Genomic DNA, 18061 nt, shown 5'->3' with positions numbered 1-18061 from the left:
GGCGCACCTTGAAACCCGCCCGTATCACCCCCATTCCGAACCCAGAGGAGGGGCGCGCGGCTGCGGCCGCGCGCGTCCCGCCGTTCGCACGCCAATGAGGTTCGCATCCAATGGCTGAGCCAACCGCTCACAATCCCGAATCCCCGCAGACCGTCACCCAGGCGCCGGTGCTGCCGCTGCGCGACGTGGTGGTCTACCCGCACATGGTGATCCCGCTGTTCGTCGGGCGGGAGCGCTCCATCCACGCCCTCGAGGCGGCGATGGAGCAGGACAAGCGCATCTTCCTGATCGCCCAGCGCAGCGCCGAGGTGGACGACCCGGGCGTCGACGAGCTCTACGGCTACGGCACCGTCGCCTCGATCCTGCAGATGCTCAAGCTCCCGGACGGCACCGTGAAGGTGCTGGTAGAGGGCAGCGAGCGGGCGCGCCTGGTCGAGCTGCTCGATAGCAACGAGTATCTCTCGGCCCATCTGGTCACGGTGCCGGAGCCGCAGCCCAGCGACGAGGACCGCGAGCTCGAGGTGGTGGCCCGTTCCGCCACCAACGTCTTCGAGCAGTACGTGAAGCTCAACAAGAAGATCCCGCCGGAGATCCTCTCCTCGCTATCCGGCATTGAAGAGCCGGGACGGCTGGCGGACACCATCGCTGCGCACATGGCGCTGAAGGTTGAGGAGAAGCAGAAGGTCCTCGAGATGGAGGACCCGCGCGAGCGCCTCGAGCATCTGATGGGGCTGATCGAGGGGGAGATCGACATCCTCCAGATCGAGAAGCGCATCCGTGGGCGCGTCAAGCAGCAGATGGAGAAATCCCAGCGGGAGTACTACCTCAACGAGCAGATGAAGGCCATCCAGAAGGAGCTGGGTGAGCTGGAGGACGTGCCCAACGAGGTCGAGGATCTCGAGAACAAGATCGAGCAGGCCGGCATGCCCCAGCAGGCGCTGGACAAGGCGAAGCAGGAGCTGAACAAGCTCAAGATGATGTCGCCGATGTCCGCGGAGGCCACGGTGGTGCGCAACTACCTCGACTGGCTGGTGAGCCTGCCGTGGAAGGACAAGACGCGGGTGCGCCACGACCTCAAGCACGCCGCCAAGGTGCTCGACCAGGACCACTACGGGCTCGAGAAGGTCAAGGAGCGCATCCTCGAGTACCTGGCCGTCCAACGCCGGGTGCGCAAGCTCAAGGGTCCGATCCTCTGCCTGGTCGGGCCGCCCGGCGTGGGCAAGACGTCGCTGGGTCAGTCCATCGCCCGGGCGACCAACCGCCGGTTCACTCGCATGTCCCTTGGCGGGGTGCGCGACGAGGCCGAGATCCGCGGCCACCGGCGCACCTATATCGGCTCGTTGCCGGGTAAGATCGTCCAGAACCTGAGTAAGGCCGGCAAGCGCAATCCGCTGTTCCTCCTCGACGAGGTGGACAAGATGGCCATGGACTTCCGGGGCGATCCGTCCTCGGCCCTGCTCGAGGTCCTCGACCCGGAGCAGAACAACAGCTTCAGCGACCACTACCTGGAGGTGGATTTCGACCTCTCGGACGTAATGTTCGTCTGCACGGCGAACACCATGAACATCCCGGCACCGCTGCTCGATCGGATGGAGGTCATCCGTCTGCCGGGTTACACCGAGGAGGAGAAGCTGGCCATCGCGCAGAACTACCTGCTGCCCAAGCAGATGAAGGCCAACGGCCTCAAGAAGGGCGAGCTGGACGTCAAGGAGAGCGCCATCCGTGACGTGATCCGGTACTACACCCGCGAGGCCGGTGTCCGGAACCTGGAGCGGGAACTGGCCACGGTCTGCCGCAAGGTGGTTAAGGACCTGGTCGAGGGCGAGTCGAAGGGGCGCAAGCGCGGCAGTGGCGTGCAGGTGACCCGTCGGAACATCGACAAGCACCTCGGGGTCCGGCGTTACCGTTTCGGCGTAGCCGAGACCGAGGACCGCATCGGCCAGTCCACTGGCCTGGCCTGGACCGAGGTGGGCGGCGAGCTGCTGACCATCGAGGTGGCCGTGGTGCCGGGCAAGGGCCGGGCGACGCAGACGGGCCAGCTCGGCGAGGTCATGAAGGAGTCCATCGATGCGGCCACCACCGTGGTGCGCAGCCGCGCCCGCGCGCTGGGGCTGGATCCGGAGTTCTACACCCGGAACGACTACCACATCCACGTCCCGGAGGGCGCCATCCCCAAGGACGGGCCTTCGGCGGGCACCGGCATGTGTGTCGCCTTGGTCTCGGCGCTGACCAGCATCCCGGTGCGCGCCGGGGTCGGCATGACCGGCGAGATCACCCTGCGCGGCGAGGTGCTGCCCATCGGCGGGCTCAAGGAGAAGCTCCTGGCTGCCTTGCGCGGCGGTATCGACACGGTCCTGATCCCCGCGGAGAACGAGAAGGATCTGGCCGATGTGCCCAAGGACGTGAAGTCGAAGCTCGACATCCGGCCGGTGCGCTGGATCGACGAGGTCCTCGAGGTGGCCTTGACCCGTCAGCCGGAGCCGCTGCCGGCTCCGGAGGGCGAGGACGAGGCCGACGCGGCCAAGCGCGTGGCCGTCGGTGAGGGCGAGGGCGACGCCAAGCGGCCGCACTGAGCTCGTGCCGCCCGTTTGACAGTCCGGAAAAGCCGCTGCTATAACGCCAGCAACTGAGCGGCCTGGGCCGTGACAGGCCCGGGCCGGCGGCGTCGGCGCTGCCAGCAGGGCGATTCAACGGCAACGCTGTGGAAGCACGCTACGCCGTGGTAGGGTTTGGGGGTCCGTAGGGTTGCCGGGCCGCCGTTCGGTGACCCAGGCCCGAAGGGCCAGCCACGCCAGCATCGAGTAAAAAAACCGAAAAGGGGACACGGGGATGAACAAGAGTGAACTCATCGAGGCGGTAGCCGACTCCGCGGATCTTTCCAAGGCCGCGGCCGCGCGCGCCGTCGATGCCATGGTCGAGTCGGTCACCGACGCCCTGCGCGAGGGGGATCAGGTCACCCTGGTGGGTTTCGGCACCTTCACCGTGCGCGATCGGGCCGCCCGCACTGGCCGGAATCCGCGCACCGGCGAGAGCATCAACATCCCGGCGTCGAAGGTCCCGGGTTTCAAGCCTGGCAAAGCGCTCAAGGATGCGATAAACTAACGAGCTTAGTCGGTTCGGGTGGTTAGCTCAGTTGGGAGAGCGTCGCCCTTACAAGGCGAATGTCGGGGGTTCGAATCCCTCACCACCCACCAGGGGTAGACAAGCGGCAAAAAGTTGTTACAATAATCGACGTAATCACGGAGCGGTAGTTCAGTTGGTTAGAATGCCGGCCTGTCACGCCGGAGGTCGCGGGTTCGAGTCCCGTCCGCTCCGCCAAATCAGAAAGCGGCCCTGACAGCCGCGATAAAAAGGCGCCCATAGTGGCGCCTTTTTTGTATCCTGATCACCCACATGAGCACTCGGCGGAAGACAAGGCATGCTTCAGGCGATTCGTGACGGCATCAAGGGCTGGATTGCGTGGGTCATCATCGGGTTCATCGCCCTGCCGTTCATCTTCATGGGTGGTTACGAATACTTCGGTGGTGGCCGCGAGGACGCGGTGGTCGCCCGCGTCGATGGCGAGGAGATTCCCCGCTCGCAGATCAACCAGGCGGTGGAGCGCCAGCGCGCGCAGCTGCGCGAGATGTTCGGCGGTGATCTTCCCGATGGCGCCTTCGACGCTGCCGCATTGCGCCGCGAGGCCCTGGAGCAGCTCATCGACGAGCGGTTGCTGCACGCCTACGTCGATCGCCAGGGATTGCGGGTTACCGATCAGGAGGTGGCCCAGACCATCCGTAGCCAGGAGATCTTCCACGAGGGCGGGCAGTTCTCCCGGGGTCGATACCAAACCCTGCTTGAGCGCAATCGCATGACGCCGGAGGACTACGAGGAGCTGGTCCGGCGGGACCTTAAGGCCGATCAGTTCCAGCAGGCCGTGTTCGCCAGCAGCATCAGCACCCCCTCCCAGCTGGATCGTCTGGTGCGCCTGCAGGACGAGTCGCGCAGCTTCAGCTACCTCGAGCTCGCCGCCGAGCGCTACATCGACGAGGTTCGTGTCGATGATGCCGAGGTTGAGGCCCATTACGAGGCCAACACCGACGACTACATGGCCCCGGAGGCGGTGCGCCTTGAGTACGTCGAGCTGGGTCCGCTGGCCCTGCGTGATCAGGTCGAAGTGGATGATGATGCGCTCCGCGAGCGCTATGACGAGCGTTACGGCGATGACGAGGACCCGCCGGCCTTCGATGCCGTGCGCGAAGAGCTGCTGGCCGACTACATCCGCGAACAGCACGGCACCGAGCTCATGGAGGCCGGCGATGAGTTCGGCAATATTGCCTTTGAGCAGCCGGACAGCCTGGAACCGCTGGCCGACACCTTCGGCCTGGAGATCCGGAGCAGCGACTGGATCGATCGCGAGGGCGGCGAGGGCATCGGCGAGCTTTCCGGGGTCGTCGAGCAGGCGTTCAGCGAGGATGTGCTGGAGTATGGCTACAACAGCGACCTGATCCGCGCCGACGAGGACCGCTACCTGGTGGTACGGCTCCTGGAACACCGAGAGGCCGAGCCCCGGCCCTTGGAGGAGGTGGCGGATTCCATCCGCGAGGAGATCCGCCAGGAGCATGCCGCCGAACTTGCCCTGGAGCGGGCGGAGGAGTTAATGACCCGGCTGCGCGATGGTGAGTCGTTGGACGAGCTGGCCGAGGAGCTCGATGTCGAACGCTTCACGGTCGAGGAGGCCTATCGGGACGACCGCAGCCACCCGGCGGCCGTTGTGCGCGAGGCGTTCGCCCTAGAGGAGGGCGGCCATGCCCGGGTGGAGCTGGAGGACGGGGCCGCGGCGCTGCTCCGTCTGGACGGCATCAGCCGCGGCGATCCGGACGGCCTCTCGGCTCAGGAGCGTGAGCAGCTGCAACAACAGCTCCAGCGCATGGCCGGGGGCTCCGAGGTGCGGGCGCTGATCCGCGCCCTGCGTGCCGAGGCGGATATCGAGATCGCCCGCGAACGGCTCTAGCGGCCGGCGCTGGGGTGCCCCTCTTCACCGGGGGCTGACGAGCGCGCCGCTTCGCGGTCCCCTGCGCGGCTCGCCCGAGCGGGTCGCTCGCTTAACTCGCTCCGCTGAACGCTGCGCTCGGACAAAACCTCGCTAAAAGCGCCGACGCGCGGCGTCGGCGCTTTTCCCCGCTCGAGCTGCGCTGCTCGGCGCGCTCAATGCCCCCGGTGAAGAGGGGCACCCCAGCGCTCTCCATTCCGCCGTGTCGTGCCCCTGAGCCGCTCTTCCCGGTCGCTCAGCGCTTGCCTTGTGGGAGCCCCCAACGCAAAAGGCCCCGCGGCTTGCGCCGCAGGGCCTTCGCATTCCACGCCTGTTCCAGGCAGGCGCCGCGTCTAAAGCTCCGCGCCCGACAGCGCCACGCAGTGGAAGCCGCCGTCGACGTGGACCACCTCACCGGTGATTCCCGAGGCGAGATCCGAGCACAGGAACGCCCCCACGTGCCCGACCTCCTCGGTCGAGACGTTCTTGCGCAATGGCGACGCCTGCTCGTTGAAGCTCATCATCTGCTTAAAGCTGCCGATCCCCGAGGCCGCCAGGGTGCGGATCGGGCCGGCCGAGATGGCGTTCACGCGGATGCCCTCCGGGCCCAGATCCGCCGCCATGTAACGCGTGGTCGCCTCCAGGCTCGCCTTCGCCGCACCCATGACGTTGTAGTTGGGCAGGGCCCGCTCGCCGCCCAGGTAGGTCAGCGTGATCAGCGAGCCCTGGCGCTGGCGCAGCATCTCGCGGCCGTAGCGGGCCAGGGCCACGAAACTGTAGGCCGAGATCTCGTGGGAGGTCCGGAAACCCTCGCGGGTGGTGTTGTCCACGAACGACCCGGCCAGCTCCTCGCGCGGCGCGAAGGCCACGGCGTGGACGATACCGTCGATGCCATCGGTCCAGTGCTTGCTAAGCTCAGAGAAGACCGATTCGATCTGCTCGTCGGAGCTGACGTCGCAGGGGAAGACCAGCTCGCTGTCCACCGAGGCGGCGAGCTTGGTGACCCGGTCCTGGAGCTTTTCGTTCTGGTAGGTAAAGGCGAGTTCGGCGCCTTGCTGGTGCATCGCCTCGGCAATGCCCCAGGCGATGGAGCGGTCACTGGCGACACCGACCACGAGGATGCGCTTGTTCTGCAGGAATCCCATATCTGCTCTCCGGCAACTGTTGCTTGCTTGCGCGTGCCCAGGGGCGAAACGCCGGGGATGATAACATGACCGGCATGCACGCCTTCCCCCGTCCCAGCGGCCGCGCCTGGGCCCGCCTGGCGCGTTGGCTGCTGGGCACGGCCTGCCTGGTGGCCGCGGTGCAGCTGCCGGCCATCGTCGGGGCAGCGCCGGGCTCGTCGGGTGTGCACGGCCTGGCGCTGCACGGTGAGCCCAAGTACCCGCCGGATTTCTCGCACTTTGACTACGTCAACCCGGACGCGCCCAAGGGCGGGACCGTCATCCGCGAGGCCCGCGGCAGTTACGACAGCCTCAACGGCTACATCCTGCGCGGCACCAAGCCGCCGGGCCTGGGGCTGGTGGTGGATACACTGATGGCGCACGCCGAGGACGAGCCGTTCTCCGTCTACGGGCTCATCGCCGAGCGTGTCGAGGTGGGCGAGGATGATGCCTGGGTGGCGTTCCATCTGCGCGAAGAGGCGCAGTTCCACGACGGGGAGCCGATCACCGCCGAGGACGTGGTCTATAGTTTCGAACTACTGCGTGAGCACGGTCACCCCCGGCTGCGCTCCTACTACCGCCATGTGGAGTCGGCCGAGGCGCTGGATCGGCACCGGGTGCGCTTCGAGTTCGCCCACGCCGGCAATCGCGAGCTGCCGCTGATCATGGGTGAGCTGCCGGTGCTGCCGCAGCACTACTGGGAGGAGCGGGACTTCAGCCGGACCACCATGCAGCCGCCCCTGGGCAGCGGCCCGTACCGCATCGCCGAGGCCCGCCCCGGGCGCAGCATCACCTATGAGCGCGTGACCGACTACTGGGCCGAGGACCTGCCGGTGCGCCGCGGTCGGTTCAATTTCGATCGTCTGCGCTACGACTTCTACCGGGATGCCACCGTCGCCCTCGAGGCCTTTCGGGCCGGGGAGTTCGATCTGCGCGAGGAGAACACCGCACGGCACTGGGCGACGGGGTACGAGACTTCGGCGCGTCGCGACGGGCGCATGGTGCTCGAGGAGATCGAGCACCGCCGCCCGGCGGGCATGCAGGGGTTCGTCTTCAACACCCGCCGCCCGGTCTTCGAGGACCGCGAAGTGCGCCGGGCGCTCGGCTACGCCTTCGATTTCGAGTGGACCAATCGGCAGCTCTTCCACTCGGCCTACGCGCGCACGGCCAGCTATTTCGAGAACTCCGAGCTGGCTGCGCGTGGCGCGCCCAGTGAAGCCGAGCGGGCGATCCTCGAGCCCTATCGCGACGAGCTCCCCGAGGCGGTTTTCGAGCCGTACCAGCCGTCGGTGACCGACGGCTCCGGGTGGAATCGCGACAACCTCCTGCGCGCGCTGCGCATCCTCGAGCAGGCTGGATGGTCGGTGGGGGAGGACGGCATCCTCCGTCACCAGGACAGTGGCCGGCCGCTGGCCTTCGAGCTTCTGTTGGTCAACCCTAGTTTCGAACGGGTGGCCCTGCCGTTCGTCCAGAACCTGCGGCGCATCGGGGTGCTGGCCCGGGTGCGCACCGTGGACACCACGCAGTATCAGTACCGGCTGGATAACTTCGAGTTCGATATGGCCGTTGTGGTCCTGCCGCAGTCGCCCTCGCCGGGCAACGAGCAGGCGATGTACTGGAGCTCGGCGGCCGCCGAGCAGCGGGGTAGTCGGAACTACGCCGGTGTGCGCGACCCGGTGGTCGATGAGCTGGTCGAGCGGCTGGTCACCGCCGATGGGCGCGATGAGCTCGTGCAGCTCACGCGTGCCCTGGACCGGGTCCTGCTCGCCGGTCACTACGTCATCCCCAACTGGCACACCCCGGTGCACCGGGTCGCCTACTGGGACAAGTTCGGGCGGCCGGAGATCGCCCCCGACTACGGCCTGGGTTTCGACACCTGGTGGGTCGATCCGCAGAGGGAGCAGCGACTGCGCGAGGCCAACGGCCCGCGTTCGGTCCGATAGCCGATGGGGACCATGCCGGCCTACATCCTGCGCCGCCTGTTGCTGATGATCCCGACCCTGCTCGGGGTCATGGTCATCAACTTCCTGATCGTCCAGGCCGCCCCGGGTGGGCCCATCGAGCGGATCAGTGCCGAGCTGGCCGGCACCGGGGTCGAGGCCACCGCGCGGGTGGCCGGCTCCGGGGGCGAGGTGGGCGCCGCCTTCGCCGAGGCCGGCGGTGGCTACCGCGGCGCCCACGGCATGGATCCGGAGCTGCTCGCCGAGCTCGAGCGGCAGTTCGGCTTCGACCTGCCGGCCCATGAGCGTTTTCTCACCATGATGGGCAATTATCTCACCCTCGATTTCGGCGATAGCTTCTACCGCGACCAGTCCGTCCTGGAGCTGATCGTCGAGGCGCTGCCGGTGTCGATCTCCCTGGGGCTGTGGACCCTGCTGCTGGTCTATCTCATCTCCATCCCGCTCGGGGTCCGCAAGGCGGTGCGCGATGGCTCGCCGTTCGATGTCTGGACTTCGGCGCTGGTGATCGTCGGCTATGCCGTGCCCGGCTTCCTGTTCGCGATCCTGCTGATCATCCTCTTCGCCGGCGGCACCTACCTGGATCTCTTCCCTCTGCGTGGGCTGGTCTCCGAGGGGTGGGCGGAGCTCTCCTGGCCCATGCGCATCCTCGACTACCTGCACCACATCGCGTTGCCGGTGCTGGCCATGGTCATCGGTGGCTTCGCCGGTCTGACCATGCTCACCAAGAACTCCTTCCTGGAAGAGATCCACAAGCAGTACGTGGTGACCGCCCGGGCCAAGGGGGTGACCGAGCGCCGGGTGCTCTACGGGCACGTCTTTCGCAACGCCATGCTCATCGTCATCGCCGGCTTCCCGGCGGCCTTCGTCTCGACGCTGTTCACCGGCGCACTGCTCATCGAGGTGATCTTCTCGCTGGAGGGGCTCGGGCTGCTCGGTTTCGAGGCCGCCGTGGACCGGGATTACCCGGTCATGTTCGGGACGCTGTTCATCTTCACCGTGCTCGGGCTGGTGCTGAATCTCGTCGGCGACCTGATGTACGTCGCCGTCGACCCGCGCATCGACTTCGAGACCCGGGAGGTCTGAGCCGGTGGTCGGGTCGCTGTCGCCGATCAATCAGCGTCGCCTGGCCCGCTTTCGCGCCAATCGCCGGGGCTGGTGGGCGCTGTGGATCTTCGTCGGGCTGTTCGTGCTCAGCCTCTTCGCCGAGCTCATCGCCAATGACCGGCCGCTGGTGGTCTGGTTCGAGGGCAGCCTCCACTTTCCCGTGGTCGAGTCGATCCCCGAGACCACCTTCGGCGGTGAGTTGCCCACCGAGACGGTCTATCGCGACCCCCATGTGCAGGAGTTGATCGATGCGGGGGGCTGGGCGCTGTGGCCGCCGATCCGCTTCAGCTATGACACGGTGCACTTCGGCCTGGCAGAGCCGGCCCCGGCGCCGCCTTCGGCGGAGAACTGGCTCGGTACCGACGACATGGGGCGCGACGTGGCGGCGCGTATCCTCTACGGCTTCCGCATCTCGGTGGTCTTTGCCCTGCTGCTGACCGTGGCCAGTTCGGTGATCGGGGTGGTGGTGGCGGCGCTGCAGGGGTACTTCGGGGGCAAGACGGATCTGTTCGGCCAGCGCATCGTGGAGATCTGGTCGGGGCTGCCGGCGCTTTACATCATCATCATCGCCTCGGCGCTGATCGAACCGAGTTTCTGGTGGCTGCTGTTCATCCTGCTGCTGTTCCAGTGGGTCAGCCTGGTGGGGGTGGTGCGCGCCGAGGTGCTGCGCGCCCGCAACCTGGAGTATGTCAAGGCGGCGCGGGCCCTGGGGGCCGGGCACCTACGGGTGCTGTTCCGCCATGTGCTGCCCAACGCCATGGTGGCCACGCTGACCTTCCTGCCGTTCATCATGAACGGCTCGATCACCACGCTGACCTCGCTGGATTTCCTCGGCTTTGGGCTGCCGCCGGGCTCGCCGTCGCTCGGCGAGTTGCTGCAACAGGGTAAGGACAATCTGCACGCCCCGTGGCTGGGCATCTCGGCCTTCGTCAGCCTGGCGCTGCTGCTCTCGTTGCTGATCTTTGTCGGCGAGGCGGCCCGCGACGCCTTCGACCCGCGCAGGGCGCAGGAGGCCGGGCGTGGCTGAACCGCTGCTGAGCATCCGCGGTCTGCAGGTGGCCTTCGGCGATGGCGCGCCGGCGGTGCGCGGCGTGGATCTGGATATTGCCGCCGGCGAGACCGTGGGGCTGGTCGGGGAGAGCGGCTCGGGCAAGTCGGTCACCGCCCATTCGGTGTTGCAGCTCCTGCCCTATCCATGGGCGCGGCACCCGGCCGGCTCGATCCGCTTCCGCGGCCGCGAGCTGCTCGGCGCCCCCGAGCCGGTGCTGCGCGAGCACCGCGGCGGGCGCATCGGCATGATCTTCCAGGAACCGATGAGCTCCCTCAATCCGCTGCACACGGTGGAGAAGCAGATCCGCGAGACGCTGCTCGTCCACCGCGGTATGGATCGGGTGGCGGCCCGAAGGCGGGTGAGGGGGCTGCTTGAACAGGTCCAACTCCCCGATCCGCAGCGGCTGCTCAGCGCCTATCCGCATCAGCTCTCCGGCGGGCAGCGTCAGCGCGTGATGATCGCCATGGCCCTGGCCAACGAGCCGGATCTACTCATCGCCGACGAGCCCACCACCGCCCTCGACGTGACCGTGCAGGCGCAGATCCTTAGCCTGCTCGCCGACCTGAAGGCGCGGCTGGGCATGGCCCTGCTGTTCATCACCCACGATCTGGACGTGATCCGCCTAGTCGCTGATCGGGTCTGTGTCATGCGCCAGGGCGAGATCGTCGAGCGGGGCGAGGTGCAGCGTCTGTTCAGCCGACCCGAGCATCCGTACACCCGGCAGTTGCTCGCGGCCCGGCCCGCCGGCGAGCCGGTGGCAACGGACGCCCAGGCGCCGGTGCTCCTCCACGGGGCGGGGGTCCGTGTGCACTTCCCGGTGCGCGGCGGTCTGCTGCGCCGGCCGGTGGACTGGGTGCGGGCCGTCGATGGCATCGACATCACCCTGCGTGCCGGGCAGACCGTGGCCGTGGTGGGGGAGAGCGGCTCGGGCAAGTCGACCCTGGGCCTGGCGCTGCTGCGGCTTGAGCGCAGCAGTGGCTCGATCCGCTTTCGCGGTGATGAACTCCAGGGGCGCACGGCGCGGCAGCTGCGCCCCTACCGCAGCGCCCTGCAGATCGTCTTCCAGGATCCGTACGGCAGCCTGTCGCCGCGCATGGCCGTAGGCGATATCGTCGGCGAGGGGCTCGACCTGCACCATCCACGTCTGAGTCGTGAACAGCGCAGTGCGCGGATCGTGCGCGTGCTCGAGGAGGTGGGCCTCGACCCGGAGACCCGCCACCGCTACCCCCACGAGTTCTCCGGCGGCCAGCGCCAGCGGATCGCCATCGCCCGGGCGCTGATTCTCGAGCCGCAGGTCGTGGTGCTTGATGAGCCCACCTCGGCGCTGGATGTCTCGGTGCAGGCCCAGATCATCGACCTGCTCCGCGATCTGCAACGTCGCCACGGCCTCGCCTACCTCTTCATCAGTCACGACCTCCAGGTCGTCCGCGCCCTGGCGCACGAGGTCCTGGTCATGCAGGGCGGCCGAGTGGTTGAGCGCGGGCCAGCACAGGCGGTCTTCGCCGCTCCGCAGGACCCTTATACCCGGGCCCTGATGGCCGCCGCCTTTCTCTCCTCCTGAGCGATCCCGCCGCCGGGGCTCCGCGCCCTTTGACATAGTTTCAAATATGCGCATACCATCGTATTCAAGAACGTTGATACGTTCGCCAGTCGCTGGATACGCAACCTGACAACGCAAAGGAGGGAGCATGCTTCATCGACTGCCCAGAGACCTCGGGGAGAACTACTCCCCGCTGTATTGGCTCGCTGCCCTGGGTGCCGGGGGGCTGACCGTATCGTTTTTCATGTGGCTGATGTTCTGGGTGCCCTACGAGGGCATGGTGCCCTTCTTCGAGGATATCGTGGCGGCGCTGGGCAGCGGTCACGCCGGCCTGCAAACGGCCATCGTACTGGCCTGGGCCGGCATCCTGGCCATGGCCTTCATCCATTTTCGTCTGCTGTTCTGGAACATCCGCGAGCATCGGCGGTTCCTGCAGACCGACGCCTACCGCAAGAACATGCGCGGCAACCGCACCGAGGTGCAGCTGCTGGCCGCGCCGCTGACCGTGGCGATGACCATCAATGTCTGCTTCGTGCTCGGCATGGTCTTTGTCCCGGGGCTGTCGGCCATCGTGGAGTGGCTCTTCCCCGCGGCCATGGTCGCCTTCCTGATCGTCGGCGGCTGGGCTCTGCGCCAGCTCGGCGACTTCTGGGGCCGGGTGCTCACCGAGAGCGACTGCGACTGCGCCGCCGACAACAGCCTGGCCCAGGCCCTGCCTGCCTTCGCGCTGTCGATGGTCGGCGTGGGGCTGGCCGCGCCGGCGGGGATGAGCAGCGTGCCGGCGACAGCGGCGTTCAGTCTGGCGCTGTCGAGCTTCTTCCTGATCGCCGCGGTGATCACTGGCGCCGTCATGCTGGTCCTCGGCGTGCGCGCGATGATGGAGCAGAACGCCAATCCGGTCAGCGCGCCGAGCCTGTGGATCGGCGTTCCCGTGCTGACGATCATCGGCATCACCCTGGTGCGCCAGACGGCGGGCATCGAGGCCCACTTCGGCGCCGAGGCCGGTGGTATCCAGACCCTGGGTCTGCTCACCTACTTCCTGGCTGCGCAGGTCGCGCTGCTGCTGCTCGGTTGGGTGGTGCTGCGCCGCTTCAACTACTTCGGCCGCTTCGTAGTCGGCCCTGAGCGTTCCGCCGGCTCCTACACCCTGGTTTGCCCCGGCGTGGCGTTGGCGGTGATGATCCACTTCTTCACCAACCTGGGCCTGGCCCACCACGGTGTCATCGAGGCCTACGGGGTCGCCTACTGGGCGCTGACGGCCATCGCCCTGGTGGTCCAGGCGGCCACGATCTGGCTGGTCTTCCAGCTCAATCGCAAGCACTTCCGGGTGGATGCCTGGGCGGGGCAACGATTCAGCCCCTCCACCGCTAGTTCGTCCTCCTGAGGCCCTCAAGTTGGCCTGGCAGCCGACGACAACAGGGGTGCAGGCAGAAGTGGGATCTGGAACCCGGCATGTGGGTTGCAGGTCCCACGCATATCCGGAAACGCTCCGTGCCACAAGCCCCTTGAGGGCGGATGGCGCGGAGCGGGCGCCGGAACCGGATGGCCGCAACCGGCAATGGAGTGCCGGATAGGCGGGTAGAGAGCCCGGCCCGAGTGATACGAAACGCAGGAGGTAGTGATGTCTGCAGTAGGAGGAGTTGGCGGAGGGGCGCCGAGCATGCCGCCGCCGTCCCAGGGCGCCGGTGGTGACGACCCCTTCGAGGGTGAGGAGATGGAGGGCGCTGGCGGCTCCGAGTTCGGTGGTGAAGCCGCTGGCGGCTCGGAAACAGTGGACATCTCCTCGATCGCCGGGGGCGAGGACGTGGGCACCAGCACCGAGTCCTTTGAGGACGACGGTGGGGCAGCCAGCTACGACGCCTCCGGTGGCGTCGACGATCTGGACGCCGGTGGCGAGATCGACGCCATGGTTTGACCTTCCCAGGGGGGCAGCGGCTCACGGGCCGTTGCCCCCTCCGTTATAATCCCCGCCTTCGGACCGCCTTTCCAGCGCGGTCATCCTGTCCCAGCCAATGCGGGGAACGCCCAATGTCTGCGGTAATCGCCCTGGTCGGGCGGCCGAACGTCGGCAAATCCACCCTGTTCAACCGGCTCACCGGCAGCCGGGACGCCCTCGTGGCCGACCACCCCGGCCTGACCCGGGACCGGCAGTACGGCGTCGTGCGCCATCGCGGCAGTCACGCCGTGGTGGTCGATACCGGTGGGATGGGCGAGGAGCTCGAGGGAGTGGGCGGCTGCATGCACGAACAGGCCCGCACCGCCATCGCCGGAGCCGACGCCGTGGTCTTCCTGGTCGACGGGCGGGCCGGTAGCACCGTCGGGGATGAAGAGATCGCCGCCGAGCTGCGGCGGGCGCAGGTGCCGGTGTTCCTGGCGGTGAACAAGACCGACGGCCTCGAGGCCGGGGTGGCCGCCGCCGATTTTCACGGCCTCGGCCTGCAGCCGGTTCACAGCATCGCCGCCACGCGCGGGCGCGGTGTCGGCGAGCTGCTCGAAGCCGTGTTCGCTGCGCTCCCGCCCGCCGAGCCGGAGGAGGGGGAGGTCGCCGCCGGGCACGGCATCCCGGTGGCGCTGATCGGCCGGCCCAACGTGGGCAAGTCCACCCTGGTCAATCGGCTCCTCGGCGAGGAGCGGGTGGTGGTCTACGACGAGCCGGGCACTACCCGCGACAGCATCGCCGTGCCGTTCGAGCGCGACGGGCAGCACTACACCCTGATCGATACCGCCGGCGTGCGGCGCCGGGCGCGGGTCCAGGAGACCGTCGAGAAGTTCAGCGTGGTCAAGACGCTGGAGGCCATCGAGCGGGCCTCGGTGGTGGTGCTGGTGACCGATGCCCAAGAGGGGATCACCGAGCAGGACGCCCACCTGGCCGGGCATGTCCTGCAGGCCGGACGGGCCCTGGTGCTGGTTATCAACAAGTGGGACGGTCTCGATCCCGATCAGCGCCGCAAGGTGCGCCGGGATCTCGATCTGCGTTTCGGTTTCCTCGGTTTTGCACGCCACCACTTCGTCTCGGCCCTGCACGGCAGTGGCGTGGGGCTGCTGCTGGAGTCGGTGGACCGGGCCCATGCGGCCGCCCACCGGGATCTGGCCACCCCGGAACTCAACGAGGCCCTGCAGGAGGCGCTCGCCAACCACCAGCCGCCGCTCTCCCGCGGGCGGCGGATCAAGCTGCGTTACGCCCACCAGGGCGGGCATAACCCGCCGGTGATCGTCGTCCACGGCAACCAGGTGCAGCGGCTGCCGCGGGCCTACATGCGGTACCTGGAGAACTTCTTCCGCGACGCCTTCGACCTGTACGGCACGCCGGTGCGCATCGAGTGCCGGGCCAGCGAGAACCCCTTCGCCGACAAGCCCAATCAGCTCACCGAGCGTCAGCGCCGCCGGCGCCAGCGGGTCATCCACCACGCCAAGAAGCGCGAGAAGAAGCGCAAGCGCCGGCGCTAGCCGGGCGGTTCAGGTGCGGACCAGCACCACCGAGACGTTGTCCGGCCCGCCGGCATCGAGGGCGGCTTCGATCAGGTCCCCGGCGCGCTGGGACAGCGAGCGGTCCTCCTCGGCCAGGATGGCACCGATCGCCGCGTCCTCCAGAGGCTCGGTCAGGCCGTCGGAACAGAGCAGGAACAGATCCCCGGGGTCGCGCGGCAGGCGGGTGACGTCGGGCTCGGCCCAAGTCACCGCGCCGAGCGCGCGCTCGAGGACGTTGCGTTCCGGCGAGCGGCGCCCCTCGGCCTCGGTCATCGCCCCCGTCTCGACCGCGCGCTGGACCGGCGTGTGGTCCCGGGTGAGCCGCTCCAGGCGGCCGTCCCGGAAGCGGTAGATGCGGGAGTCGCCCACATGGGCCAGGGCCACTTCGTCGGGGGCCGCGCAGAGCAGGGCGAGGGTGGTGCCCATGCCCTCGTAGCGGCGGTCGCGCTCGGTATAGGAGAGCACGGCGCGGTTGGCCAGCTGGACCAGATCCGCCGGCTCCCCGCCGGACTCCAGCCAGGTGTGGTCACTGCCGTGGTGGGTGCGGGCGATGCGGATCACCGCCTCCACCGCCAGCCGCGCCGCCTCGGCCCCGTAGGGCAGCCCGCCCATGCCGTCGGCGAGCACCGCGACGCCGGCGCCCTCGTCCCAGTCGATGCGGTCCTCGTTGCGAGGTCGCTGGTGGCCGCGGTGGGTCTCGCCGGCGATCTCCATGGTTCCACGCCTCCTGTTGCAGGGTTGCCAAAGGTTTGAGGCCATCCTAGCCCGCAGAGCGTGCTGCGGGAACCTGTGCCGTGTTTGATATATGTTTAGGCGTATATGACAATGGCTGCCGATCCCGAACTGACAGCCGTCCATCATGCTTGAACTCTTCGCTCATCTCGCCACCTTGATCGTCCGCGACCTGCTGGGCATCGAGGCCGGCACGCCGTTCGGCGATGCCGCGCACTTCTTCGTTGAGAGCACGGCGAAGATCTTCGCCCTGCTGGCGGTGCTGATCTACGTCATTGCTCTGGCCCGGGCGTCGCTGAACGTCGAGCGGGTCCGCGCCTTCCTGGCCGGGCGCAATCGCGTCCTCGGCTACTTCCTGGGCTCGACGTTCGGAGCCGTGACCCCGTTCTGCTCCTGCTCGAGCGTGCCGGTGTTCATCGGCTTCACCACGGCGCGGATCCCTATCGGGGTGACCATGGCCTTCCTGATCACCTCGCCGATGATCAACGAAGTGGCCGTGGTGTTGCTCTGGGGGCTGCTGGGCTGGGAGCTGACCCTGATCTACATCGCCGTCGGTTTTCTGATCGGCATGCTCGGCGGGGCGTTTCTCGACGCCATTCGCGCGGAGCGCTACCTGCAACCGTTCCTGGCCAAGGCCTATGCCGAGGGCAGTGCGCCGGCTGACGGCGCTGCCGGTGCGACGCGGCTGACCCTGCGCCAGCGCCACGACTTTGCCCGGCGCGAGGTGGGGGAGATCTTCGCGCGGGTCTGGAAGTGGGTCCTGATCGGTGTCGGCCTCGGGGCGGCGCTTTACGGCTTCGTCCCCGAGGGCTGGATCGAGGAGCACCTGGGTGCCGGTCACTGGTGGCAGGTGCCTGCGGCGGTGCTGGTCGCCATTCCGCTGTACACCAACATCACGGGTGTGGTGCCGGTGATGGAGAGCCTGATTATCCAGGGGCTGCCCATCGGCACCACCCTGGCTTTCTGCATGAGCACCGTCGCTGCGAGCTTTCCGGAGTTCGTGCTGCTCAAGCAGGTTATGCAGTGGCGGTTGCTGGCGATCTTCTTCGTCCTGCTGCTGTTCGCCTTCACCCTGGCGGGGTGGCTGCTCAATGCCGTGGAGCCGCTACTATTTGCCGGGGTGTGAGGACGGCGGCAGGCCGTTACCATGAAGGATGCATAGGAGGAACGGATCCCATGACCATCATTAAGGTGCTGGGCAGTGGCTGCGCCAAGTGCAACAACACCGCCGAGCGGATCGAGCAGATGGCTGCTGATCTGGGCGTGGCCGCAGAGGTACACAAGGAGACGGGGCCGGAGGCCCTGATCCAGTACGGCGTCATGTCGACACCGGCCGTGGTGGTGGACGAGCGGCTGGTCCACAGCGGGTCGGTTCCTGAACCCGAGCAGATCAAGGAGTGGCTGCAGTGAGTCTTTTGATTTTTGTCGCGTTTCTCGGCGCCTGCATGGCGGCGGCCGCCACCGGGGCCATGTTCGGTCCCGGGCGTTGGTATGAGGAGCTGGACAAGCCCACCTGGACGCCGCCGAACTGGCTGTTCCCGGTGGCGTGGACGGTGCTCTACCTGGCCATTGCCGTGGCCGCCTGGCGGGTGGCCCTGTCCGGCTCCGAGGTCCTGGCCCTCGGTCTGGCCCTGTGGGCGCTGCAGATCGCTCTGAACACGCTGTGGACGCCGGTTTTCTTCGGTCTGCAGCAGCTCTTCGGCGGCTTGGTGGTGCTTGGGGCGCTGTGGGTCTCGGTGCTGCTGACCACGGCGGCGTTCCTGGCCGCGGACTGGCTGGCCGGGCTGCTGTTCATCCCCTATCTGGCCTGGGTCAGCTTTGCGGGCGCCCTCAACTACGACATCTGGCGACGCAACGGCGATGCCCCCTCGGCCGGGACGACGGAGCAGGGCGGCGCCTAAGCCGCTCGCCGGGGCCCTTTTACCGGGGCTCCGGCGGCGGTCTGCCGAGACCGCCTGCGCCCCTGGCCGGGGGGGGGGGGGGGGGGGGCGGGGGGGGGCGGGGGGGGGGGGGGGGCCCCGCGGGGGGGGG

15 protein-coding genes and 2 tRNA genes are annotated in these 18061 nt (G+C 67.9%); 15 read left to right on the top strand and 2 right to left on the bottom strand.

Annotated features, from left to right (window positions below; translation table 11 throughout):
• The first annotated feature begins 110 nt into the window (after positions 1-110).
• From lon to LRG10_RS08380, 5 genes are all read left to right on the top strand, one after another.
• The gene (gene lon, locus LRG10_RS08400) at positions 111-2573 is read left to right on the top strand and encodes an endopeptidase La (protein ID WP_201168780.1); all 2463 of its coding nucleotides are present in this window, start codon (positions 111-113) and stop codon (positions 2571-2573) included.
• A gap of 256 nt (positions 2574-2829) precedes the next feature.
• Positions 2830-3102 carry an HU family DNA-binding protein gene (locus LRG10_RS08395; protein ID WP_201168777.1) on the top strand — a complete coding sequence of 91 codons (273 nt, stop codon included), beginning with the start codon at positions 2830-2832 and terminating at the stop codon, positions 3100-3102.
• 16 nt (positions 3103-3118) lie between these two features.
• Positions 3119-3194: transfer RNA gene (locus LRG10_RS08390), tRNA-Val, on the top strand.
• A gap of 47 nt (positions 3195-3241) precedes the next feature.
• Positions 3242-3318 (top strand) — tRNA-Asp (locus tag LRG10_RS08385).
• Positions 3319-3418: 100 nt separating this feature from the next.
• A complete protein-coding gene (locus tag LRG10_RS08380) occupies positions 3419-4993 on the top strand; it encodes a peptidylprolyl isomerase (RefSeq protein ID WP_238635132.1) in 1575 nt (524 codons plus the stop codon).
• Positions 4994-5364: 371 nt separating this feature from the next.
• Here the strand turns inward: LRG10_RS08380 and LRG10_RS08375 are convergent, their stop codons facing one another.
• On the bottom strand, positions 5365-6156 hold the full coding sequence (locus LRG10_RS08375) for an enoyl-ACP reductase (RefSeq protein WP_201168772.1): 792 nt from the start codon (positions 6154-6156) through the stop codon (positions 5365-5367).
• A gap of 65 nt (positions 6157-6221) precedes the next feature.
• On the opposite strand from LRG10_RS08375, the gene LRG10_RS08370 reads away from it, so the two are divergent.
• The 7 genes from LRG10_RS08370 to der all read left to right on the top strand — a co-directional run bounded on the left by LRG10_RS08370 (position 6222) and on the right by der (position 15277).
• Complete coding sequence (locus LRG10_RS08370) at positions 6222-8117, top strand: extracellular solute-binding protein (RefSeq protein ID WP_238635131.1); 1896 nt, start codon at positions 6222-6224, stop codon at positions 8115-8117.
• 12 nt (positions 8118-8129) lie between these two features.
• Positions 8130-9218, top strand: a complete 1089-nt coding sequence (locus LRG10_RS08365) for a microcin C ABC transporter permease YejB (RefSeq protein ID WP_201168770.1) — start codon at positions 8130-8132, stop codon at positions 9216-9218.
• A gap of 4 nt (positions 9219-9222) precedes the next feature.
• Positions 9223-10266: an ABC transporter permease gene (locus tag LRG10_RS08360; protein WP_238635130.1), complete on the top strand. Its 1044-nt coding sequence runs from the start codon at positions 9223-9225 to the stop codon at positions 10264-10266.
• Positions 10259-11851 (top strand): ABC transporter ATP-binding protein, encoded by a 1593-nt coding sequence (locus tag LRG10_RS08355; protein WP_238635129.1) that lies wholly within the window; start codon positions 10259-10261, stop codon positions 11849-11851. Before LRG10_RS08360 ends, LRG10_RS08355 begins: the two co-directional genes overlap by 8 nt.
• Before the next feature lie 127 nt (positions 11852-11978).
• The gene (locus LRG10_RS08350; RefSeq protein ID WP_238635128.1) at positions 11979-13214 is read left to right on the top strand and encodes a hypothetical protein; all 1236 of its coding nucleotides are present in this window, start codon (positions 11979-11981) and stop codon (positions 13212-13214) included.
• 237 nt (positions 13215-13451) lie between these two features.
• Positions 13452-13745, top strand: coding sequence for a hypothetical protein (locus LRG10_RS08345; RefSeq protein ID WP_238633854.1), 294 nt, complete (start codon positions 13452-13454; stop codon positions 13743-13745).
• Positions 13746-13858: 113 nt separating this feature from the next.
• A complete protein-coding gene (gene der / locus LRG10_RS08340) occupies positions 13859-15277 on the top strand; it encodes a ribosome biogenesis GTPase Der (RefSeq protein ID WP_238635127.1) in 1419 nt (472 codons plus the stop codon).
• 9 nt (positions 15278-15286) lie between these two features.
• Here the strand turns inward: der and LRG10_RS08335 are convergent, their stop codons facing one another.
• Positions 15287-16012 carry a PP2C family serine/threonine-protein phosphatase gene (locus tag LRG10_RS08335; protein WP_201168757.1) on the bottom strand — a complete coding sequence of 242 codons (726 nt, stop codon included), beginning with the start codon at positions 16010-16012 and terminating at the stop codon, positions 15287-15289.
• Positions 16013-16157: 145 nt separating this feature from the next.
• On the opposite strand from LRG10_RS08335, the gene LRG10_RS08330 reads away from it, so the two are divergent.
• Genes LRG10_RS08330 through LRG10_RS08320 form a run of 3 tightly spaced genes read left to right on the top strand, consistent with a single transcriptional unit; the run spans position 16158 to position 17931 of the window.
• Positions 16158-17156 (top strand): permease, encoded by a 999-nt coding sequence (locus tag LRG10_RS08330; protein WP_238635126.1) that lies wholly within the window; start codon positions 16158-16160, stop codon positions 17154-17156.
• Positions 17157-17206: 50 nt separating this feature from the next.
• Positions 17207-17440 (top strand): thioredoxin family protein, encoded by a 234-nt coding sequence (locus LRG10_RS08325; RefSeq protein WP_201168753.1) that lies wholly within the window; start codon positions 17207-17209, stop codon positions 17438-17440.
• On the top strand, positions 17437-17931 hold the full coding sequence (locus LRG10_RS08320; protein ID WP_201168751.1) for a TspO/MBR family protein: 495 nt from the start codon (positions 17437-17439) through the stop codon (positions 17929-17931). The genes LRG10_RS08325 and LRG10_RS08320 overlap by 4 nt, the downstream gene beginning before the upstream one ends.
• Positions 17932-18061 lie beyond the last annotated feature (130 nt).

The sequence above is a fragment of the Halorhodospira sp. 9628 genome (assembly GCF_022228075.1).
Lineage (GTDB): Bacteria > Pseudomonadota > Gammaproteobacteria > Nitrococcales > Halorhodospiraceae > Halorhodospira > Halorhodospira halophila_A.
Note: the sequence above shows the minus strand (reverse complement) of the source record. Positions and strands in the feature narration are given on the sequence as shown.